This window comes from Neosynechococcus sphagnicola sy1 (assembly GCF_000775285.1).
In the GTDB taxonomy this organism is placed as follows: domain Bacteria; phylum Cyanobacteriota; class Cyanobacteriia; order Neosynechococcales; family Neosynechococcaceae; genus Neosynechococcus; species Neosynechococcus sphagnicola.
Window position 1 is genome coordinate 1 of the sequence record NZ_JJML01000010.1, and the last position, 20,165, is coordinate 20,165.

16 protein-coding genes and 4 pseudogenes are annotated in these 20,165 nt (G+C 53.0%); 10 read left to right on the forward strand and 10 right to left on the reverse strand.

All coding sequences use genetic code 11. The features are described from left to right. Positions 1-2 precede the first annotated feature (2 nt). Positions 3-795 (reverse strand): annotated as a pseudogene (locus DO97_RS05775) (IS5 family transposase). 163 nt (positions 796-958) lie between these two features. Here DO97_RS05775 and DO97_RS20710 point away from each other — a divergent pair. After that, positions 959-1,459 (forward strand): DUF1648 domain-containing protein, encoded by a 501-nt coding sequence (locus DO97_RS20710; protein ID WP_052128438.1) that lies wholly within the window; start codon positions 959-961, stop codon positions 1,457-1,459. 181 nt (positions 1,460-1,640) lie between these two features. Here the strand turns inward: DO97_RS20710 and DO97_RS05785 are convergent, their stop codons facing one another. Further along, positions 1,641-1,964: a thioredoxin family protein gene (locus DO97_RS05785; RefSeq protein WP_036531739.1), complete on the reverse strand. Its 324-nt coding sequence runs from the start codon at positions 1,962-1,964 to the stop codon at positions 1,641-1,643. Between the two features lie 375 nt (positions 1,965-2,339). Here DO97_RS05785 and DO97_RS05790 point away from each other — a divergent pair, with 375 nt between their 5' ends. Continuing rightward, on the forward strand, positions 2,340-3,266 hold the full coding sequence (locus tag DO97_RS05790; protein ID WP_072016374.1) for a pentapeptide repeat-containing protein: 927 nt from the start codon (positions 2,340-2,342) through the stop codon (positions 3,264-3,266). Here the strand turns inward: DO97_RS05790 and DO97_RS05795 are convergent. Further along, the gene (locus DO97_RS05795; RefSeq protein WP_239651499.1) at positions 3,241-4,584 is read right to left on the reverse strand and encodes an MFS transporter; all 1,344 of its coding nucleotides are present in this window, start codon (positions 4,582-4,584) and stop codon (positions 3,241-3,243) included. The genes DO97_RS05790 and DO97_RS05795 overlap by 26 nt on opposite strands. A gap of 22 nt (positions 4,585-4,606) precedes the next feature. Between DO97_RS05795 and ruvA the strand changes: the two are divergent. The 6 genes and pseudogenes from ruvA to DO97_RS05825 all read left to right on the forward strand — a co-directional run bounded on the left by ruvA (position 4,607) and on the right by DO97_RS05825 (position 10,715). Next, positions 4,607-5,239: pseudogene (gene ruvA, locus DO97_RS05800) on the forward strand (Holliday junction branch migration protein RuvA). A 176-nt stretch (positions 5,240-5,415) separates the two neighbouring features. Beyond that, positions 5,416-6,405, forward strand: a complete 990-nt coding sequence (locus DO97_RS05805) for an aspartate carbamoyltransferase catalytic subunit (protein ID WP_036531723.1) — start codon at positions 5,416-5,418, stop codon at positions 6,403-6,405. A gap of 52 nt (positions 6,406-6,457) precedes the next feature. After that, entirely contained in the window at positions 6,458-6,940 is a 483-nt protein-coding gene (locus DO97_RS05810; protein WP_036531725.1) for a molybdenum cofactor biosynthesis protein MoaE, read from the forward strand. A gap of 105 nt (positions 6,941-7,045) precedes the next feature. After that, positions 7,046-8,734 (forward strand): hypothetical protein, encoded by a 1,689-nt coding sequence (locus tag DO97_RS05815; RefSeq protein ID WP_036531727.1) that lies wholly within the window; start codon positions 7,046-7,048, stop codon positions 8,732-8,734. 375 nt (positions 8,735-9,109) lie between these two features. Beyond that, positions 9,110-9,877, forward strand: a pseudogene (locus tag DO97_RS05820) (glycosyltransferase family 2 protein); the annotation flags it as partial. A gap of 4 nt (positions 9,878-9,881) precedes the next feature. After that, complete coding sequence (locus DO97_RS05825) at positions 9,882-10,715, forward strand: class I SAM-dependent DNA methyltransferase (protein ID WP_072016375.1); 834 nt, start codon at positions 9,882-9,884, stop codon at positions 10,713-10,715. Here the strand turns inward: DO97_RS05825 and DO97_RS05830 are convergent. Next, entirely contained in the window at positions 10,632-11,276 is a 645-nt protein-coding gene (locus DO97_RS05830) for a DUF3120 domain-containing protein (RefSeq protein ID WP_036531728.1), read from the reverse strand. The two genes, DO97_RS05825 and DO97_RS05830, sit on opposite strands and share 84 nt — an antisense overlap. Before the next feature lie 267 nt (positions 11,277-11,543). Here DO97_RS05830 and DO97_RS05835 point away from each other — a divergent pair. Beyond that, positions 11,544-12,429, forward strand: a pseudogene (locus DO97_RS05835) (undecaprenyl-diphosphate phosphatase). On the opposite strand, the gene recG reads toward DO97_RS05835, so the two are convergent. From recG to DO97_RS05850, 3 genes are all read right to left on the reverse strand, one after another. Continuing rightward, positions 12,426-14,936, reverse strand: coding sequence for an ATP-dependent DNA helicase RecG (gene recG, locus DO97_RS05840; RefSeq protein ID WP_036531730.1), 2,511 nt, complete (start codon positions 14,934-14,936; stop codon positions 12,426-12,428). The pseudogene DO97_RS05835 and the gene recG overlap by 4 nt on opposite strands. An 82-nt stretch (positions 14,937-15,018) precedes the next feature. Then, positions 15,019-15,564 carry a GGDEF domain-containing protein gene (locus DO97_RS05845; RefSeq protein WP_052128441.1) on the reverse strand — a complete coding sequence of 182 codons (546 nt, stop codon included), beginning with the start codon at positions 15,562-15,564 and terminating at the stop codon, positions 15,019-15,021. A gap of 66 nt (positions 15,565-15,630) precedes the next feature. Then, positions 15,631-16,050: a pentapeptide repeat-containing protein gene (locus DO97_RS05850; protein WP_052128442.1), complete on the reverse strand. Its 420-nt coding sequence runs from the start codon at positions 16,048-16,050 to the stop codon at positions 15,631-15,633. 229 nt (positions 16,051-16,279) lie between these two features. On the opposite strand from DO97_RS05850, the gene DO97_RS05855 reads away from it, so the two are divergent. After that, positions 16,280-18,283, forward strand: a complete 2,004-nt coding sequence (locus DO97_RS05855) for a zinc metalloprotease HtpX (protein ID WP_036531731.1) — start codon at positions 16,280-16,282, stop codon at positions 18,281-18,283. An 81-nt stretch (positions 18,284-18,364) separates the two neighbouring features. Here the strand turns inward: DO97_RS05855 and DO97_RS05860 are convergent, their stop codons facing one another. From DO97_RS05860 to DO97_RS05870, 3 genes are all read right to left on the reverse strand, one after another. Then, a complete protein-coding gene (locus tag DO97_RS05860; protein WP_036531734.1) occupies positions 18,365-18,655 on the reverse strand; it encodes a hypothetical protein in 291 nt (96 codons plus the stop codon). A 125-nt stretch (positions 18,656-18,780) separates the two neighbouring features. Continuing rightward, positions 18,781-19,383, reverse strand: coding sequence for a precorrin-6Y C5,15-methyltransferase subunit CbiT (gene cbiT / locus DO97_RS05865; protein ID WP_036531736.1), 603 nt, complete (start codon positions 19,381-19,383; stop codon positions 18,781-18,783). Positions 19,384-19,513: 130 nt separating this feature from the next. Beyond that, a partial coding sequence (locus tag DO97_RS05870) for an Orn/Lys/Arg family decarboxylase (protein ID WP_476703517.1) occupies positions 19,514-20,165 on the reverse strand: 652 nt, incomplete at its 5' end.

Sequence of the window (20,165 nt, forward strand, 5' to 3'; positions counted from 1 at the left end):
TTTTATGCTAACTGCCTCACCATGATTCGTATCATGGCCAGGTAATAAATGTCTCCGAAGTTTCTGGCCATAACTCATAGTCTCGAACCAATCGACGGTACCCCATGAGCCAGCCAAATGTTCGTTCAACAACCCACCGTTTTTTTCAGCAATACGAACCCTTTGGTTTGCTCTGGTCGCAGCACAACCTCCACAATCCACCGACAAACATCCATCACCCACATCAGGAATGGATTACCGTCAAAACCGCCATCGGCCCAAATCGTATGCAGTCGCGATACCCCTTGACCCATCTGTTTCACCTGTTGGAGTACCTGTTTAGCCCCCTCTCGTTCGGGTACACTCGCGGCAGTCACCAAGACCCGCAACAGCAATCCCAGGGTATCGACCGTCATAAACCGTTTTCGACCTTTAATTTGTTTGCCCGCATCGTAGCCCACCGATTGGCTCACTCCAGCGGCACTTTTGACACTTTGACTGTCGATAATCGCTTCCGACGGGCTGCGATGACGCTCCTGTTCAATTCGGGTACACTCTCGCAATCGGTCGTGCATCCGCACCCAGGTTCCATCTTTGCGCCACTGACGAAAGTAGGTGTATACGGTTTGCCATGCCGGAAAATCCCCTGGCAACCCTCGCCATCGCACTCCCTCCACCAAAACATAGAAAACTGGCGTTCAGAACATCCCACATATCGACGCTACGAGGACGACCACCGAATTTCGGCTCGGGTATCAAGTCGTTGAGTAGTTCAAATTGGGCTTGAGACAAATTACTGGGGTAAGCTTTACTCATGACGCTCTCTCAGTGCTGTGTACGACATATTCGCAGCTTACACTGAGTGAGCTTTTTTACTCACTAAACGACTTTTAAAACACCCTCTGAGTTCTACCCATGGAACTGTACCTCATTCCTGGGGAATTGCCTGACTTGCGCTATCAGTATCGTTGGGAGCCCCATGCAGTACAGACGATCTTTACTACTGTTTTTCCTCTTCCTCGCTGGTGCGGGTGTCTTCGTGTGGTTTACGAGCCAGTCGATGCCCAATGTTGTGGCATCCCACTTTGGCACTTCAGGCTCTGCCAATGGGTTCATGCCCCGCGACTATTACGTTCTTTTCATCCTCACTTTCGTGGTCGGACTTCCCCTGCTGCTGCTGGTTGGTACCTACGTTGCTCTCGCTAGCCCGAGAGTCCGCATCAATCTGCCGCACCGTGAGTATTGGCTAGCACCCGCTAGGCGAGCTGAAACCGTGTCCTTCTTGCGCGCACACTCGGTGTGGTTTGCAGCAATGCTCGTTGCCTTTCTCTGCTACGTTCACTGGCTGGTTGTTCGCGCAAATCAGGTACAGCCCGTCCAATTGTCAACGCCAGGGCTACTTGCTGGCTTGGGAATCTTCTTTGCGGCGATGTTTTTTTGGGCAATGGCGATGATTCGTCGCTTTAGCCATCGCCCCTAACCCATCGGTAGGGGAAGCTCTGGAGCAACGGGGTAGTCAAATGACAGTTTCAAGCTTCGCTTAAAACGTTTTCTGCACCACTAAGCAGTTGACGATAGAAACTGCCGAGGAGGAACCACCGACAGCCTCAATGCTGGACTAGGGCATCATCTCCTCACCTGGCATTGTCTCCGATAGTTTGTTAAAGATGTCGTTCTACCGCATCGCTAAATTCTTGGTAGGATTTGACCCCAATAATTGTTTCCTTCAACTCACCTTGCTTAAAAAATAGAACCGCCGGAATACTGCGAATACCAAAGCGTTTAGCCAGGGGTTTATTGGCATCCATATCTAACTTGAAGACCTTGGCGCGATCGCCATAGTCGCCGTCTAATTGATCCATCAATGGGCTGACCAACTTGCAGGGACCACACCAAGTGGCTGTACAGTCAACTACTAGCAAGGTTGCAGTGGTTAAGAGTGTATCCAATTCGGCTTCGCTTTGAATGTAGGTGACAGTTGTCAAAATGACTTCCTCAAAAAATCCCAAAGAGTGGATGCATTACCTAAAAGTTATTGCTGTGAAATCAGCTGAGATCCTGACACCAAAGAGACCATTGAGGTAAACGATCTCTAGGTAGTTGAGAGCTACTACCAAAACATCTGGACAGCAATTTTTCAGATATAGCCATCCTAACTGAGAACGGCGAAAGTCCTGGCGAAACTTGGAATTTGGCGTACCGCTTTGGGCGAAGAGCGGCGTTCTTGGCCCCACCACTCCTGCAGGGATGGTTGCCAGTCTACCGGGTAGATCGTATTCAGATATACTTCCAGGCAACTCACTACGGACAGGGTTTCGAGCACAGTTAGGTAGGATCTAGGGGAACAGCGACATTTCACTATGGCAAATGGCATTCACCTCGCCCAGGTTAAGCAAGGGGCAAAGCACTGGAATGATTGGCGTGAGGCTAATATCGGTACAGTACTGGATCTCAGTGATGCGAACCTCATCGGGGTGAATCTGAGTGGAGCGAGTCTGGTGGGCGTTAATTTGAGTGGAGCTTATCTCAGTGGTGCCTATTTGAGTCGCGCTGATTTACAGGAAGCCAATCTCGCTAAAGCCAATCTCGCCGACGCTGATTTTACAGGAGCCAACTTTACCGCTGCCTATCTTTCAGACGCAAACCTCACGGGAGCCAACTTAAGTGGGGCTGATTTACCAGGTGCCAACCTCTTTGCCGCTAACTTCCAGCAGGCAAACCTGCGAGGAGCTAACCTTCGCGAGGCAAGACTCTTTGAGGCCAATTTAACGGCTGCTGAGTTAGTAGATGTAGACCTCACCCGTGCCAACCTCTGTCGCGCCAATCTCGGTCAGGCCAATCTTACCCGCGCCGATCTCAGTCGCGCTTACTTAATCCATGCCAACTTGATTGAAGCTAATCTCAACGAGGCAGAGCTGTTAGAGACAAATTTGACAGAAGCCGATCTCAGTCGTGCCAACCTCTCAGAGGCAAATTGCAGCGGTGCCAATCTCCGTCGGGTGAATCTGGGGGAGGCTTATTTGGTAGGCGCGACCCTCAATGGAGCAGACTTCACGGGGGCTTCTTTTGAGGGGGCAAATCTCACTGGCGTTAAAGCGCTCTCAGCCAATTTTAGAGCTGCTAAGTTCACGGGGGCTTGCTTGGAAGACTGGCGGATTAACCGAGATACCCAGTTAGATGGTATTCTCTGCGATTATCTGTTTTTACAAAGCCATCAACGCCAGCGCCGCCCCTTTGAAGGGGTCTTCGCACCAGGTGGGTTTATTCAGGTGATGGGTCTGAAGTAGACTTTGCCAAGCGGTGATCGAGCTGGTGCAGTAACAGGAAGGCGATCATCACACTGGCGGCTAACAGTCCCCAATATCCATCGGCCCAGGGACGGGGTTGATCCAGAGCCAGTCCTCCCAAGGGCTGCCCGATGAGATAGCCGATGGCCCACCCGAGGGAATTGATGGAAAGGTAAGTTCCCCGCAGCGGTTCAGGCGCTAGTTCCACCACCAGTGAAGAAGCTGCGGGCAAATAGGTCACCGTGGCGATCGCCAACAGACCCAACCCCACCAGCGCCCCCGCCAGTGGGAATCGAGGAGTCACCCCCGTTAGACCAATGGTGACAAAACCCAAACCCCATAACCAGGCCGAGAGCCGCAGAACTTGGGTGCGGGGGAGGGATTTCAGGGCGCGGGCGGTGGGGAGTTGACAGAGGGTGCACACCAGTAAATACCAGGTAAACAGAGCGCTGATGATCAGCGATGAAAATCCCTGTCCTGAGGGCGTGGCGTGGACAAAATTGCTGAAATATAACGGTAGGGTGCTGTAAACCTGAGCAATATAAGCGGTCAACAATATATTCAACAGTCCATAGATTTGCAGGGGGCGATCGCCCAGGGCAAGGTACCAACCGGTGAAAAACGGCGGCGGTTGTGCGGCCACGGTGCGAGTTTCCGCGATCGCTCCATAGATCACCCCAAAAAACACGAGAAAAGACAGGCCATCCACCACAAACAGCAGGCGAAAGGCTCCCGTCGTGCCAATCACCAGTCCCCCGAGCACCACTCCCATCCCCAAGCCCAGGTTATCCCCCAGGCGGGTCAAGGCATAGGCTTCACTGCGCTGGTGAGGGTGGGTTAAATCGGCAACCACCGCTTCCGTCGCCGGCCAGTAAAGACCCACGCCCAAGCCCATGAGCAAATTCCCGATCACCAGCAGGGGAAAATCGGCGGCGATCGCCAACACAAACGAGGCCACCGCCGCCATTAACATCGATAGCAGCAGCGTGCGGCGGCGACCCCAGAGGGGAGTGTCTGCGAAGGAACCCCCGAGAATCCGTCCCAGGATACCGGACAGGGAAGCACTGCCCAACCCGATACCCACCTGGGTTGCCGATAGGTGCACATGGTTGACAAAGAAAATCGGGGCATAGAATAGGGTGAAGCCCGTGCCCAGTTGGGACAGCAATCGACCCCCCCACCAAGATCCAGATCTGAGGGTGGAGCTGGGGGAGTGGGATAGGTAACCGCAATCGGGATAAATAATGCATGGGGTTGGCAAAGCACAATGACGCAGCGTCAAGACTGGAGAACGTTGGGTGTCGCCCCCGATGGGCAACCGCCTGGGATGGGGCAGGTGGATGATTAGCTATCTCAAAGGAACAGTGGCTGGAACTCAAAAAAACCAGTGCCACTCGCGTCACCCTCACCCTGGAAGTCAACCACATCGGCTATGAGGTTCAGATTGTTCCCCGCCTGCTGCTGCAGCTCCCTGCTCTAGGAGAACCCCTGCAAGTCTATACCCATTTGCAGGTACGGGAGGATGATCTGGTTCTCTACGGCTTTGCAGCGGCTGCGGAACGGGATCTCTTCCGGCAACTGGTTAGCGTCAGTCGGGGTTGGTCCCCAGTTGGCGATCGCCCTGCTGGATACCCTGGGATTACAGGATTTAGTCCAGGCGATTGTGGCTGGCAACAGCCGGGTGTTATCCCGAACGCCGGGGGTGGGGAGTAAAACCGCCGAGCGACTGGCTTTGGAACTGAAAACCAAGTTAGCAGAATGGCGACAGCGAGCGGAGTTAACCACCCTCTCAGCCGCTGGCCCCACCCCGGATCTCCAGGAAGACGTGGAAATGACCCTGCTGGCCTTGGGTTACACCAACCGAGAAATCAGCAGCGCCTTACAAGCCGTGGGTCAGCAAACCAGCTTGGCAAAAAACTGCCGATGTCGAAGCCTGGATTCGGGCGGCGATCGCCTGGTTAAGCCAGGGTTAGACTTCTTATCCACGAATGGATATCTTTCCCCAGTGCAGTTTAAGGAGAACGATTGGCATATGCTAGAACATCAGATGGCAGCTTCAATTACCTGTCCACTTTTTTGAGACAAGGTCAGTCGGTGGCTGATGCCAACCATAGACGAGGGGCAACCACTCTGATGGCTGTTGATTCTTATGACTACGACATCCTGGAACCGTCATCATATTTTGTCCCTGGCTGACTTCACCCCCAGTGAATACAACACGGTGTTGCAAACCGCCGCGAGTTTTCGGGAGGTGCTGTCTCGTCGGACGAAGAAAGTCCCCACCCTCCAGGGACAGGTGGTGGCCAACCTATTTTTTGAACCCTCGACGCGCACCCGCAGTAGCTTTGAGTTGGCAGCGAAGCGGCTGTCTGCCGATACCCTCAATTTTGCCCCCAGTTCTTCTTCCCTCACCAAAGGCGAAACGATTCTGGATACGGCCAAAACCTATCTGGCCATGGGCACGGATCTAATGGTGATTCGTCATCGAGATGCTGGGGTTCCCCAAGCGATCGCCACGGAGATGGAGCGACTAGGCTCACGGGTGGGAGTCCTGAATGCAGGGGATGGACAACATGAACATCCCTCCCAAGGGCTGCTGGATTTGTTTACCCTCTGTACCCTGCTCGATCCGGGGCAACCGCGCTGGGAGTTATTGCAGGGGAAAAAAATTGCCATTGTGGGGGATATCTTACATTCACGGGTGGCGAGATCGAATCTCTGGAGTTTGACCGCCTCTGGAGCGGAGGTACACCTGGCGGCACCCCCCACCCTGCTGCCCCAGCTGTTTGCCTCCTATGGATCTGCCCAGGGTCGTCAGCTGCATCTCCATTGGAGCCTGGAACCTGCCTTGGAAGCTGCCGATTTTGTCATGACCCTACGACTGCAAAAAGAACGAATGACGCAGCATTTATTGCCCAGTCTGCGGGAGTATCATCAACAGTTTGGAATTACCCGCGATCGCCTGCAACTCTGTCACCCCGATGTCAAAGTTTTACACCCAGGGCCTGTGAATCGGGGGGTGGAAATTAGTTCTGACCTGATGGATGATCCACGCATTAGCTTGATTTCTCAACAGGTCACCAGTGGTGTTGCGGTGCGGATGGCCTTGCTGTACCTCATGGGCAGTGGCAAAGTTTAGCAGCGTTGATCCTCATGATCCTCTCCTTCCTCCTCCGACAGCAGCACTATCTATGCTCTCCTCCCCCCTTCCCATAGCTGGCTCAACCACCGATAGCTTGGCAATTACCTTTGCCCCCTTAGCGATCGAGGAGATTTATGCCCTGGCGGATTCACCGGCCAATGGGGCGATTGTGATCATGTGTGGCATGGTGCGCCACCAAACCGCTGGCAAGCCCGTCGTTGCCCTGGAGTACCAGGCGTATCAGCCCATGGCGCTCCAGGTTTTTGCCCAAATTACCGCCCAGATTCGACAAACCTGGCCGGATGTGGTGCGGGTGGTGATCCACCATCGCACAGGGCGCTTAAGAATCGGTGAAATCAGTGTGCTGGTTGCCGTTGGTTGCCCCCATCGCGCTGAGGCGTTTGCTGCCTGTGAGTACGCGATCGACACCCTGAAGCACAACGCCCCCATTTGGAAAAAGGAGCATTGGGCAGACGGCTCCAGTTCCTGGGTCAGTATTGGCGCCTGTGAATTGTCCAGCGAGGGGGGGTAAATTTCCTCCATGATTCAGCCAAGCCTCATGAGGTCACTTTTCAGACAGCAGCGATGGTGGAGGATCGCTTGGGTACTCTCCCCCGCATGGATACTGGGCAGCTTGATGCTTCAAAATAGTGTCAATATTCCAGCCTGGGATCAGTGGTACACCCCGGCAGATGTCTTGATCAAAGTTCATGGGGGTCAACTCTCCTTTGCCGATCTGATGGCCCAATATAACGAGAGCAAATTGCTCTTCCCGAGAATATTTTTTATCGGCTTGGCCTATTTAACGCATTGGGATGTTCGCTATGAAATGCTGGTCAGCTTTCTCTTAGCAGCGCTGATAGCTTTTAATCTCTATGTTGTCAGTCGCTATACGGTTCCCGGTCACCCCCACCCCTGGCTATTCTGGCTGACCAATTTGCTGGTTTTCAGTCCCCTTCAGTCTGAAAATTGGCTCCTGGGAATTTCAGTTGTTTCCTTTGTACCCATGGCCTGCGTGACAACGGGGATGACCATCATTTATCGCAACCAATGGCAGATTCAGCATCAAGTCTTGGCTTGTATGGGTCTCTGCCTTGTGAGTACCTTTTCAATTGCCAATGGCATGGTGGCTTGGGTGCTCATGCCTCCGGTCTTTTGGGCTCATGGCGAGGCACTACCCCAGTATCGACGAGGGCAGTTGATCCTGGCTGCGGCTTGGTTGACGGGCTGGCTGATCAGTCTTGTAATCTATTTCTCGGACTATCAAAAACCCGTAGGTCATCCGAGTTTGACTGCGGGGGTGATTCATCCCTGGATGGCTCTGCAATATTTGCTGTCTTTTCTGGGGGCACCCTTAGGAGGCGGAGAGTTGGGAATTGGCCAACTAGTGGGCCTGATCCTCCTGAGCTTATTCAGCGGCGGTTGCTGGTATTTGCTCCGGCATCGGCGGCAGCCATCCCTGGTGGATCGGGCGGTTCCCTGGTTGGCGATCGCAGCCTATAGTCTGATCAATGGCCTGGTGGCAACTGCCGGTCGGGTGGGTTTTGGCCTCGAACAGTCCCTGGCTTCCCGCTATGTCACGTATTCGGTCTATCTGCCCATTGCCCTCATTTATTTACTCAAAATTATCCATTCAGACTTGCAATTCCAGCCGTCTCTAGGGTCAAGAACCCCAGTTGTGGATCGGGCGATCGCTGCCCTTGTCACCCTCCTATTAACGCTGCAGGTTTTTAGCTTTAACCACGGGGTGCAGCTGATGGAAGCAACGAAATTGAGTCGCATTCAGGGTCAAGCCTGTCTCTTTTTTATTAATGTTTTGAGGGAGGATGCCTGCCTACTAGAAAATTTGTTTCCCAATGTAACTTTTTTACGCGATCGCGCCAATGCTCTCAATGCCCTCGGGTTTTTATCCCCTGGCTTGGCTCACAGTCGTCAATTACAGACGCTCCTGCCTGCGGTGTCGGATCAACCCACCCCCTCCCTGAACCATGGATGGATTGATCAGCTGCAACCGGTGGGCGATCTCAACTACCAATTAAATGGCTGGGCAGTTCTACCCGAGCAGGGGACAGCGGCCAAAATTGTAGTCCTGGCCTATGACGATGCCACGGGGTACTCAACCGCCTTCAAAATTTTGGCCGTTACCGAACCCAGGCCTGACGTTGCCGCCGCCTTCCGGGATCATGCCTATCTGCGTTCTGGATGGAAAGCCACCGTGTCAGGAGCACAGATTCCTGAGCAGGCAACCCACCTCAGTGTCTGGGCCTTTGACCCCAAAATCGGACAGGTGTTTCAGCTGGATGGTACCCGCTCCCTACCGAGATGAAGTGTGTTTTGGATTACATTGAGTCGGTATTCCACTAAACATAGGGAATGCCCGGTCGTCCTCTATCGTAAGGGGATGCAACGAAATGGTGCCGTCGTTGCCGGGATGTTAAGTTTGTAAATTCTACATTCCTGAGGTTGGCAATGAATGTCTTCCTGAGAGTTTTGTGGTGGAATCAATCTGCTCTCATGGGGTTGTCACTTTTCACTTTTGGTGCAGTAGCAACTGAGCTGGTTCCGAAGATTTTGCGACAGAGTTAACAACTGGCGGCAATCAACGGCACAAAGAACACAGCGTGGTGAGGAGTTCCCGTGAGTTTGAGCCGCAGCAAGTTAACTGATCAACCGCCCTTGAGCCTGAGTAGTTTTTTTCCCTTGCTATAACGATAGTGGCACCATTGCCAGCCTGATTGCTGCTGCGGATATGGTCGCCTCTGAGTTAACGACAGACTACGAAATTATTGTGGTCGATGATTGTAGCACCGATACCAGCCGGATACTCCTGCAACAGCTACAGCAGAAGTACCCTGCACTCCGCCTGGTTTTTCATGATCGAAATCGGGGGTATGGGGGGGCGCTCCGGTCTGGTTTTTTCCATGCCAGGAATGAGTTGATTTTTTATACCGATGGTGATGGACAGTATGATGTCTTTGAGTTACGTCATCTATTGCCAGTGATGCAAGAAGGGGTTGATATTGTCAACGGCTATAAAATTTGGCGCAACGACCCTTGGCATCGCGTGATCATTGGCAAAATTTATCTCCATCTGATGCGCTTCCTGTTTAATTTCCATGTACGGGATGTGGACTGTGATTTTCGCTTGCTGCGGCGGAATGTCTTTGATCAGGTACAACTCACCCATAATAGTGGGGTGATTTGCCTGGAAATGGTCAAGAAGTTAGAAATGGCAGGGTTTCGATTTGCTGAATATCCTGTGCATCACTTTCACCGTACCTGTGGGCGATCGCAGTTCTTCCAGATTCGCCGCCTCACCTATGTGGCAATGAACATTATTCGCCTGTGGTGGGAATTGTTCGTAGCCTCTAGACCCCAGCAGGCTTCGCGGCATTCGCGACAGTTACAGCGACCCCTCAATCATTCTCTGTTAGTCGTGCCCGCCATTCAGCAAGAAACCACCTCCTGAGCCGATGGAACACCAAGAGTACCCGCTCATGTATGCCCTAGAGGATCACTATTGGTGGTATGTGGGGCTACACCGGTTGGTGTTACAGAACCTCCCGCACCCCTTACCCCCCCGACCCACCCCTAAGATCCTGGATGCGGGGTGTGGGACGGGTCGGATGTTGCAGCTGTTGCAACAGACACGACCGCAGGGGGAATTTTGGGGCATTGATTTAGAAGCCACTGCGGTGGAATTGACCCAGCAGCGCTGTGATGCCCAGGTGGCGATCGCATCAGTGACCGATTTACCCTTCCCCGATCAGACCTTTGACGGGGTGATTTCCCTGGATGTGATTTCGAGCCGGGGGGTGGCGATCGAGGAGGCACTCCAGGAGTTTGCCCGGGTTCTCAAACCGCGGGGTTGGCTGATTTTAAACCTCCCCGCTTTGGAGTCCCTGCGAGGTCAACACGATTTAGCCGTGCATACCGAGCGACGTTACACCCGCCCGCAGATCGAGCAATTACTCCGAGCTGCTGGATTTAATACGCAAGTCCTCACCTATTGGAATCTGACCCTGTTACCAGTGGTGGCAATTGTGCGCTTTTGCTCCCGCCACTTTCCTGTTTCTAGAGCCGCTGCCATGGCTCCCCGTTCTGATCTGAAGCCCTTACCCACGCTGCTGAATCGCTGCCTCACCCGGTTAATTTTGTGGGAGGTACAGCTCACCCGCCGCTGGTCTTTACCGATTGGCTCATCGGTGTTTGCCGTTGGCTCCCTAGGCCCTGGAAGCTGCCAACCAAAACAGCCCATCGACCAAGATCGTACTCAGTACCGCCCCCCCAAAGGTCCAATGGTGTAGATGACGCGATCGCAAGGGAGCCAATCCCATCATTGCTAGCATCATTCCCAGGATCAGGGCTAACCCAATGCCCCAAGGGGTTTGCATCTGGACGATCGCCCGCTGAAAAATTGGCAGCGCCAAACTCGGATCAACCTGCATCAGTTGCCGCCAGTGGGGAATCAAGCCTACTAGATAAAAGTACAAATCCGTAATTGCAGTCCCCAATAACGATCCCAAATAGAACCAGCTGCCCACCTTTCCCCATTGTCGCCAGAGACAGTAAAGTGCTACGGGCAGGGCGATGGCTTCTACGGGTAAATGCCAGTAAGGTTCCCAGCGCAGCCATCCCCAATAGATAGACCCTGCCAACCAGGTACCACTAAACCCCAGGAGCAAATCTCCCCAAAGGCGAGTGCTGGCACGGGACAATAGGGACAAACTGCACCCCAGCCACCCCAGGGTGAGCAGGAGGCTAAACCAGGGGAATAAGCGCACCAAAGGGGCTTGGATAAACACCGGCACCGAGACCAAAAACACCGCTGCCCCAAAGAGCCACCACTTGAGGTGAGTCGTGCCCATAGTAACCCTAGTGAACAAGGATCCAGAGGTACAACCAGTTGACGAAGAGGGGGGGCGTATAGGAAGACAATGTTTGATGAAACTAAATGAAATTTATTTATTTTTCTTAATCTATCACAGCTATATCCCCCTCGGGGGCATCTACTCCTAGATGAATGAACAGCCAAGTGCAGTGATACTCTGAGAAGTGAGTCTGAATCAACGAGGAATCAACAGCGCATGGGTTTGGCAGCAGCGACGTATGGGGCCGTTTCTCTTAGCACTCCCATGGTCTTACCTCTCTTCGGGGTCTCTGAGGTGGAACCAATCGCCCAAATGAATCTGTTTCAGGCCCTGATTCTGGGGATGGTGCAGGGCTTAACCGAGTTTTTACCCATTAGCAGTACCGCCCATCTGAAAGTGGTGCCCGTGGCCTTGGGTTGGGGCGATCCGGGGGTAGCGGTTTACTGCGGTGATCCAACTGGGCAGCATCCTGGCGGTGTTGTGGTACTTCCGGCAAGACTTATCGCAAATTATTCGGGGTACCGTCAAGGCGATCGCCCGCGCTAACTACAAAGCCCGTACCTTTCGTATGGCTCTAGGCATTGTTCTGGGGACGATCCCGATTTTGTTTTTTGGCTTGTTGATCAAGCTATTGGTTCCAGACTACGACCATTCGCCGCTGCGGAGTTTAGTGGCCATCGCCCTCGCCTCGATTGGCATGTCGCTGTTGCTAGGATTGGCCGAATTCATCGGCAGCCGCAAACGGGGGTTCCCCCAACTCAGCGTCCTTGATGGGATGTTGATGGGACTCGCCCAAACCCTGGCGTTGATTCCAGGGGTGTCCCGATCAGGTTCTACCTTAACAGCAGGGTTGTTTCTGGGGCTGGAACGGGCAACCGCCGCTCGCTTTTCATTTCTTTTAGGGATTCCCGCCATTACCCTGGCGGGGATTGTGGAACTGAAAGGGGCGTTGCAATCCGGCTTGGAAGGGGCAGGACTCCTGCCCCTGATGGCAGGTATTCTCTCGGCAGCAGTGTTTTCCTATCTGGCGATCGCCTGGTTGCTGCGCTATTTGCAAACCCAAAATACCTGGGTGTTCGTTTGGTATCGGTTGGGGTTTGGCATCGTGATTTTGGGGGCGATCGCCACCGGACTGTTAAACAACCTTTAGGTGAGGATAGTCCCCCCCATTAAACGCTGATAGCGGTAGGTTAACTCTCTCTTCATCAACGCCCAACGCTCCAGGGTCGGATCTTGGGCGATCGCCTGTTCGGCAGCCTCGCGGGCAATTTCCAGCACCGCCTGATCTGCCACTAGGCTAGCGAGGGCAAAGTCTGGCAGTCCTGATTGGCGCGTACCTAAGACCTGCCCAGGGCCGCGAAATCGCAAATCCATCTCGGCAATAAAGAAGCCATCCTGGGACTGTTCCAAGACTTTTAACCGCTGTTGGGCGGGTTCACTTTGAGAGCTACTCATCAGCAAACAGTAAGCCTGATCAGCTCCCCGTCCCACCCGTCCCCGGAGTTGATGCAGTTGGGAGAGTCCAAACCGTTCCGCATGTTCAATTAACATCACCGAAGCATTGGGCACATCCACCCCGACTTCCACCACCGTGGTGGCCACCAAGATGTGACTCTGGTTCTCTCGAAACCGTTGAATTGCGGCATCTTTGTCCCCTGAACTCATCCGTCCATGGAGTAACCCCACCTGAAACTCCGGGAAAATTACCTCGCGCAGCCGCTGATGTTCCGCGATCGCGGATTTCAAGTCCAACTTTTCAGACTCTTCCACCAGGGGCAAAACAATATAAACCTGATGCCCCTGGGCTACTTCCCGCCGTATCAGGTCATAGGCCGAAGTGCGATCGCGGCTACTGAGAACCGTGGTGCGAATCGGCTTCCGACCCGGTGGCAACTCATCAATCTGACTGACATCCAGATCCCCATGGAGGGTGAGGGCGAGGGTTCGGGGAATGGGGGTAGCCGTCAGAGTCAACACATGGGGATGTTCCCCCTTTTGCTGCAAGCGCGCCCGCTGTTGCACCCCAAAGCGGTGTTGTTCATCAATCACTACCAAACCCAAGCGCTGAAAATTGACCCCATCCTCGATCAGGGCATGGGTGCCCACCAGCAACGGCAGTTCCCCCGTAGCAAGTTGGGTGAAAATCTGGCGGCGTTTACTCAGTTTGGTGGAGCCGGTCAGCAGTTCCACGGGTAAATGGAGTAAATTCAGCCAACTGACCAGTTTGCGGTAGTGCTGTTCCGCTAGAACTTCTGTGGGAGCCATGAGAGCCGCTTGATAGCCCGATTGGATAGCTGCCAACAACGCCACCACCGCGACCACGGTTTTACCGGAACCGACATCGCCCTGGACTAAGCGATTCATCGGCAGGGGTTGTTGCAGATCCGCCAGAACCTCGTTGATCACCCGCTGTTGAGCTTGGGTTAACTCAAAGGGGAGGATTTGATGGAACTGGTCAATCAACCGGCCAGTGGGAGCCAGAATTGCCCCGGATTGTTGCTGTTGCAGTGTCCGCCGCCGCTGGAGTAACCCCAATTGTAGATAGAAAAATTCGTCAAACACCAATCGCCGTCGCGCCAGTTCCAGGTGGGCGTGATCGGGGGGCGTGTGAATCTGGGCGATCGCTGCTGCCAGGGGAATCAGATCATATTGTTGACGCAATCCACTGGGTAGGGCATCTTGCAATTGGGAAACAGCTGGGAGGGCGGCATCAATTGCCCGTCGCAGCAGATCGGCGGCCACTCCCTCCGTCAGGGGATAGATCGGCACCACCCGACCAATCACCCCCGATTCAATCAGATCATGACGGTGTTCTAGTACCTCTAGTTGGGGATCTTCCAGGGTCAGCCCATATTTACTGGTTTTGACCAGACCACAGGCGGCGATCGTGGCTCCGGGGGGATACTGCCGTTTTTGCTGCTCTTGCCAGCCCCGGTTGCTGTAGCGACTGCCAGCAAAGAAGCGACTGAGTTTGATCTGTCCCGTGTGATCGGCGAGCACTAACTCTAAAATTGTTAGCTTGGGATTGCGGGGACTGGAAAAACAATGGCAGCGCCGCACAGTGCCCACCAGGGTAACCGTTGCTCCTGGCTCCAGATCGCGGATATCCACCTGACGAGCATAGTCTAGATAATCCCGTGGGTAGTAGTAGAGCAGATCTCGCACGGTGTGAAGCCCCAACTTTGCCAGCCGTTCGGCATTTTTGTCCCCCATGCCCGACAAGGTTGCCAAGGACTGTTCTAAGGAAAGAGAGCGGCAGGTTGAGATCGGGGCTGATGCAACGACCCTGGGTTTGCGTTCTGGGGAACGCTCCGACAGTAACGCCTCTGGATACTGCTGAGCTTCGTAGTCCTTGCGGGCTTTGTAGAGAAACCGCCGGGTTTCAGCAACCAGATGCTGACGTTGGGCAAAACTGAGATCAGGGTAGCGAGCATACTGAGTCGCCAGCTGGTGGCAGTGGTGGCGATGTTCGGAGAACGATTTTTGACCATCACCCTGGGGCAGCTGTTCAAGAGACTCACTAAAACTGAGGTTCAGGAATTCGCTAAACCGATATTCCTTCCCAACTAGATCGTTAAATCCCCGGTCTGCCTCAACGGCAAGTGCCTTCTGCAAGCGTAGCCAGTCGAGGGGTACTGCTAAATTTTCGCCTCCCATACAACCAAATTAGGGGTTTCAAATGGGTTTGAGAAATTCGGTGCCACTGCCTAAGTATCCTACGGCATTTAATCTCCAGCAATTATCCCTCCAATTCAGCGACAACCAACACGCCTCTTGGATTCAGACTCTTACCACCTCGATACATTGCTTTTTCTGCCACTTCCCGTAAAACCGCAAAATTCATCCCATGGGCTGGATAGAAGATGACTCCACAGGAAACTGTCAAAGGGGCTGGAATTTTGAGATAACTCTTGTCTAGGAAAAAATAACACCGCTCCAGTAACGGCAGTGAGGAGAGTTGCAGATTGATCGTGTTCCATACCTGCATGGCAACTGAGACAACTTCTGCCATAGGTCGTCCCCCGAGAACCACGGCAAACTCATCTCCCCCAGAGCGGAAAACCTTTGCATTCTTTGGCACAGATTGACAAATCAGATTAGCAATTTGTTTCAGCTTTTCATCGCCTGCTTGATGACCATAATAAACGTTAAAGAGAATGAATCGATCAATGTCCAGCAGCAGCAGTCCTAACTGATCATGTTCATGGGTTAATTGCTCAATGCACTCTGGGATTAGATGCAAGCTGGGTAATCCAGTCAGCAGGTCATGGTTACAAATTTCCACCCTGCCAAACTCCCAGTACAAGCGAATGGGTCAATCAAACAACGCGAACCATGAGAGAAAAACTGCCTATTCAGACTTGCGCATCCCATGACTAATCGGTAGAAAACCCGTGTCAAAACGAGTTCCCTCATCGTAATAAGCTCCCCAGAGTCGAGCCAGCCATAGATCGGCATTGTTCAACCTGGCACCAATTAAATTCGCCTCAGTCAGATTTGCTTCTTGGAGATTGGCTCGGCGTAAATCACTGCGTTTGAGATTTGCTCCTTGCAGGTTGGCGTTTTTTAAATTGGCACGTTTGAGTTTGGCTTGTTTTAAATTAGAGCTGCGTAAATCCATCCCTTGTAGATCGGCACCTTCAAGGTTGCAGCCGGGACAGTTTTTCGTGGTTTTTAGCCGATGTAAATCCTCTGGGTTAAAGCCATAAGCTGGCATCACACAGCTAACAGTGGCCACAAGGGCGATCATGGCTGTAAGTTTCAGATTCATCGTCCGACTCACTTCAACAACCTCTTAGACATGACGTGCAGCCAAGGCTTAAAGATGCGCTGCCAGAACCTAGCATCCCCAATGGAAAATTAAAAAATAATTAAATTGATAGCTCAATTTTTGGCAACAGAAGATAGTTAACTGGGATATTTTGTCGCCAGCAGTTCCTATCCTAACTCAATTATCATAGCTGCATGAATGCTTAGTGGCTGCAACTGGAATCTTCACCATGTCCTCACCAGAACTCCTCCAAGCTGGACTGCAAGCGCTACAGCAGCAACGTTATGCTGAGGCAATTGAGCACCTCGAACGCTGCTGCCAGAGCTTTCCCCATCCCCAGTCATCGGACTATGTCCCAGCCCACATTGCCTTGGTGCAGGCTTATCAGCGCAGTGGTCAGGTGGAACGGGCGATCGCCCAGTGTCAGGCTCTCAGTGACTCCCCCAATCTGCAACTCCAGACCTGGGTACAGCAAGCACTCCGCTCTCTGAAAACGATGCGGCAACCTCTGCCATCAACCCCGGTCTCTCCCCAGCGGCGACGAGCCGCTGCTGGAGTCAAACTCGTCATGGCTCAATTTGCTGGCAACTTAGCCCTGGCTTCTGGGGTGACGATCTCACTGCTGGTGGGAATGGTGCTGGTGTTGTGCTTAGGGTTGTTGCTGATCGTGGACAGTCAACAGCCGCTCATGGGGTTCGCGATCGCCCTGGGAATCGTCATTCCGTTTAATTTGGGGCTGTTTTTGCTCTCGCCCTTGCTGATGGATTTGACCCAACACTGGTTGTATGGGACACGCTGGGTCACCTTGGCAGAGATTGAAAGTCAGAGCCCCGCCGCCGCCGCCGTACTCCGTCAGGTTTGCGCCCAGCGACGGTTGCAACAGCCCCGCCTGGGGATTATTGAGGATCAAAATCCCACTGCCTTCACCTATGGTTCATTTCCGAATCAGGCGCGGTTGGTGGTCAGTCAAGGACTCTTTACCTACCTGGATGCAGATGAAGTTGCTACGGTCTATGCCCATGAACTCGGCCACATTGTCCACTGGGACTTTGCGGTGATGACCCTAGCGGCCACAATGGTACAAATTACGTATCTGATTTATGTTTTGGCCCGTGAGTTCAGTGATGCCGGAGATAGCAAAATCAAAGGCGGTCTCCAGACCGGGGCGATCGCAGCTTATCTGTTTTACTGGGTCGGTACCTACCTGGTGTTGTACCTGTCAAGGACACGGGAGTACTATGCCGATCATTTCGCCGCCGAAACCACAGGGAATCCCAATGGTCTTTCTCGTGCCTTGGTTAAAATTGCCTACGGCATTCTCGAAGAGGGGCAACGTGCCGATAAACCCAGCAAACTGATTGAAGGAACCCGTACCTTGGGCATTTATGATCCCAGAGCCGCTGTCATGACAGGGACAGCCTATCGTCTGACCTCAGATATGGAAAAGATGGGGCGGGTGTTTTTGTGGGATATGTTCAATCCATGGGGCTGGTGGATGGAATTACAATCAACCCATCCGTTAACAGGAAAGCGCATCCGTGCCCTCAGTAACTATGCCGAGCAACTAGGACTGGTGGTCGAGTTCGACCTAGCGCGGGTGGTCAGAGAAGGGCGATCCCTAAGTAAACAGAAGCTCTACCGTAACTTTGGCCTCGATCTGGTGATCTACATGGGGGATCTGTTGGGTCTGGGGGTGGGACTACTTCTGGGAGGATTGGCCGTTGCCAGCGGAGCCGCGAGTTGGCTGGTGCTGATCTCCCTGGCATTGATTGGGTTTGGCCTGGGGACTTTGATCAAAACCGTGATTATGTTTCCTGACTTCCAGCGGGCTCCAACCACCGATATTCTGACGCTGATGTCAGACCCCTATGCCAGCCCTCTGCGGGGACAACCTGTGAAGCTAGAGGGTGAACTCATTGGCCGAGGTGATGCCGGCTATGTCTTTGGGTCTGACCTCAAATTACAGGATGCCACCGGGATGATCTTCCTGCGCTATAGCTCCCGGTTTGGAGGATTGGGCAATTTTCTGTTTGGGGCTACCCAGGTAAAAGCGATGATTGGCTCCCAAGTGGGGATGACGGGTTGGTTCCGCCGCGGTTTGGCACCGTGGATTGATCTGATTCACCTCCAGCAGAGTCAGGGCAAGATGGTTGAAAGTTACCATCGATTCTGGTTGGTGGTTCTGGGAGCAGGGGCCTTAATTTTAGGGTTTATATTACCGCTGATGGGTTGACACTCCCAGGCACTTCGAAAAAATCAAGGTTAACTTCTAACTGCTATCTCATCCCAATCAGCAGTCATCAGCACAAAGGAATTAGGGGTTCAAGTCCAAGCGTTCTAGAGCCAGAAAATAGACACGTTCCATGATTTCCTGGCTGCGGATCACCTGGCAAATAGTGGTAAAATTATCTGTTTCCTGCCAGTAGATAAGGGAGCCTGGAGGATACTGGGATTTGCCAACATAGACACAGGCTAAGCCTTTAAAGCTTTCATCAACAATTAATGCCCTGAAATAATATTTTTCCCCTGTCTCGTCCTCAACATAAAGGAGAATATCTCCCTGATCTTCATCCTTAAATCGAATATATCGTCTTCTCTCTGACATAAAAGAGGAAACTCTCCTCAATATAATTGACCCGCAGTGTAAAATTCATCTGCTGATATTAGTTTATAACGCGAACAGGATTGTGCCTAAAAAATTGGCTACTGCACCGGTGGCATGTGCTTGACTCAGTCTAATTTTTCACCGCTGAGGACAAACATCGGATCAACTGCGGCAAAAATTTGCTGACTCCCCCGTGTTTCTAAGCGGTTAACCCCAGACTGTACCACCTCAATGTTCCGCACCTGGAGTGCCGCGAAGCTCTCCGAGATCACATAGAGTCCTTCCAAGCTGGAGGCGGTTGCTACCAAACGCCCCTGGGGTTGGAGATGTCGCCAGACTTCTTGCAGAATTGCTTTCATTGGCCGCCCTCCCTCAATACAGACTCGATGGGGAGCTTGGGGGAGATGCTGTAAACAGTCGGGGGCACTATCTTCAATCACCTGCACATTACCAACTTGAAAGCGATCGCAGTTACGACGGATCAAACTGGCAACTTCTTCGTCCCGTTCAATGGCAATGATCTGACTGGTGGGACAGAGGAGTCCTACTTCTACGGGGATAGTACCGGTGCCAGCACCGATATCCCAAATCACCGAGTTGGGTTGCAGCCGCAGATGGGACAGAATTAACAGCCGGACTTCGCGTTTACTCAGGGGAATCCCCGGTAACCGCTCAAATAAATCATCGGGGATGCCGGGGGTGACGTAGGGCCAGAGGGAGGAAGACATGGAAAACCAGGCGGGGTTGAGTGGGGGAAAATATAGCGATAGTCAGACAGATGGGGACAACATCAAACTCTCAAACGCCGATGCTCGGAGCTTACCTGATGTACCATCGCACAAACTTTTGTGGCGACGGCTATTGGAGTACCTTCAAGGTTTCTAAACTAGGGTCGTGACACCCTGTGAGTTTACCTCCAGTGGAGAGAATTTCTAATAAGTAAGCTAGCACTGGGGGGGAGATCGCTTCTCCGGGCAATAATACAGGAATTCCAGGGGGGTAGGGGCAGATGCACTCCCCACTCAGTCGCCCGACGGCACTCGCTAAGGGTACGGTTTCTGAGGTGGCAAAAAATGCCTCTCGGGGAGACACGGCGGTGATGATTGCCGATGTCTCAGGTACCGGGGGCAAGGGGGGAGGTTGGTAGGGGGGGCGATCGCAGTGGAGCAAGGCCGTGAGTCCTTGAATCAGCTGCTCAATGTCAGCCACGGTGTTGCCAAAGCCAAGGATAAACGTCACATGGCGAAAGTCAGGAAATTCAGGAGTGACGCCCAGTCCCTGATGTAACTGCTCGTCTGCTGCAAAACCGCTCCATCCCAGATGATCCACTCGCACCACTAGGCGCGTTTGATCCTGAGCCACCCAACCCGGTGAGTGCTGGCTAAATGCCACCACGTCTAGTCCTGGAAGCTGCTGAATCGCAGTGCGTGCTTGAGCCGCTAGGGAGAGGGCGTGGGTGAAAGTGGGTTCGCCCCTGAAGTACCATCTGCTGACGAGCCGCGTCCAGGGA

Excerpts from the sequence above, each read along its gene's own strand:
- DO97_RS05860 (WP_036531734.1), bottom strand. The coding sequence starts at position 18,655 with ATGTCAGAGAGAAGACGATATATTCGATTTAAGGATGAAGATCAGGGA.
- recG (WP_036531730.1), bottom strand. The coding sequence starts at position 14,936 with ATGGGAGGCGAAAATTTAGCAGTACCCCTCGACTGGCTACGCTTGCAG.
- DO97_RS05825 (WP_072016375.1), top strand. The coding sequence starts at position 9,882 with ATGGAACACCAAGAGTACCCGCTCATGTATGCCCTAGAGGATCACTAT.
- DO97_RS05855 (WP_036531731.1), top strand. The coding sequence starts at position 16,280 with ATGTCCTCACCAGAACTCCTCCAAGCTGGACTGCAAGCGCTACAGCAG.
- DO97_RS05830 (WP_036531728.1), bottom strand. The coding sequence starts at position 11,276 with ATGGGCACGACTCACCTCAAGTGGTGGCTCTTTGGGGCAGCGGTGTTT.
- DO97_RS05805 (WP_036531723.1), top strand. The coding sequence starts at position 5,416 with ATGACTACGACATCCTGGAACCGTCATCATATTTTGTCCCTGGCTGAC.
- DO97_RS20710 (WP_052128438.1), top strand. The coding sequence starts at position 959 with ATGCAGTACAGACGATCTTTACTACTGTTTTTCCTCTTCCTCGCTGGT.
- DO97_RS05815 (WP_036531727.1), top strand. The coding sequence starts at position 7,046 with ATGCTTCAAAATAGTGTCAATATTCCAGCCTGGGATCAGTGGTACACC.
- cbiT (WP_036531736.1), bottom strand. The coding sequence starts at position 19,383 with ATGTCTTCCTCCCTCTGGCCCTACGTCACCCCCGGCATCCCCGATGAT.
- DO97_RS05850 (WP_052128442.1), bottom strand. The coding sequence starts at position 16,050 with ATGAATCTGAAACTTACAGCCATGATCGCCCTTGTGGCCACTGTTAGC.
- DO97_RS05810 (WP_036531725.1), top strand. The coding sequence starts at position 6,458 with ATGCTCTCCTCCCCCCTTCCCATAGCTGGCTCAACCACCGATAGCTTG.
- DO97_RS05790 (WP_072016374.1), top strand. The coding sequence starts at position 2,340 with ATGGCAAATGGCATTCACCTCGCCCAGGTTAAGCAAGGGGCAAAGCAC.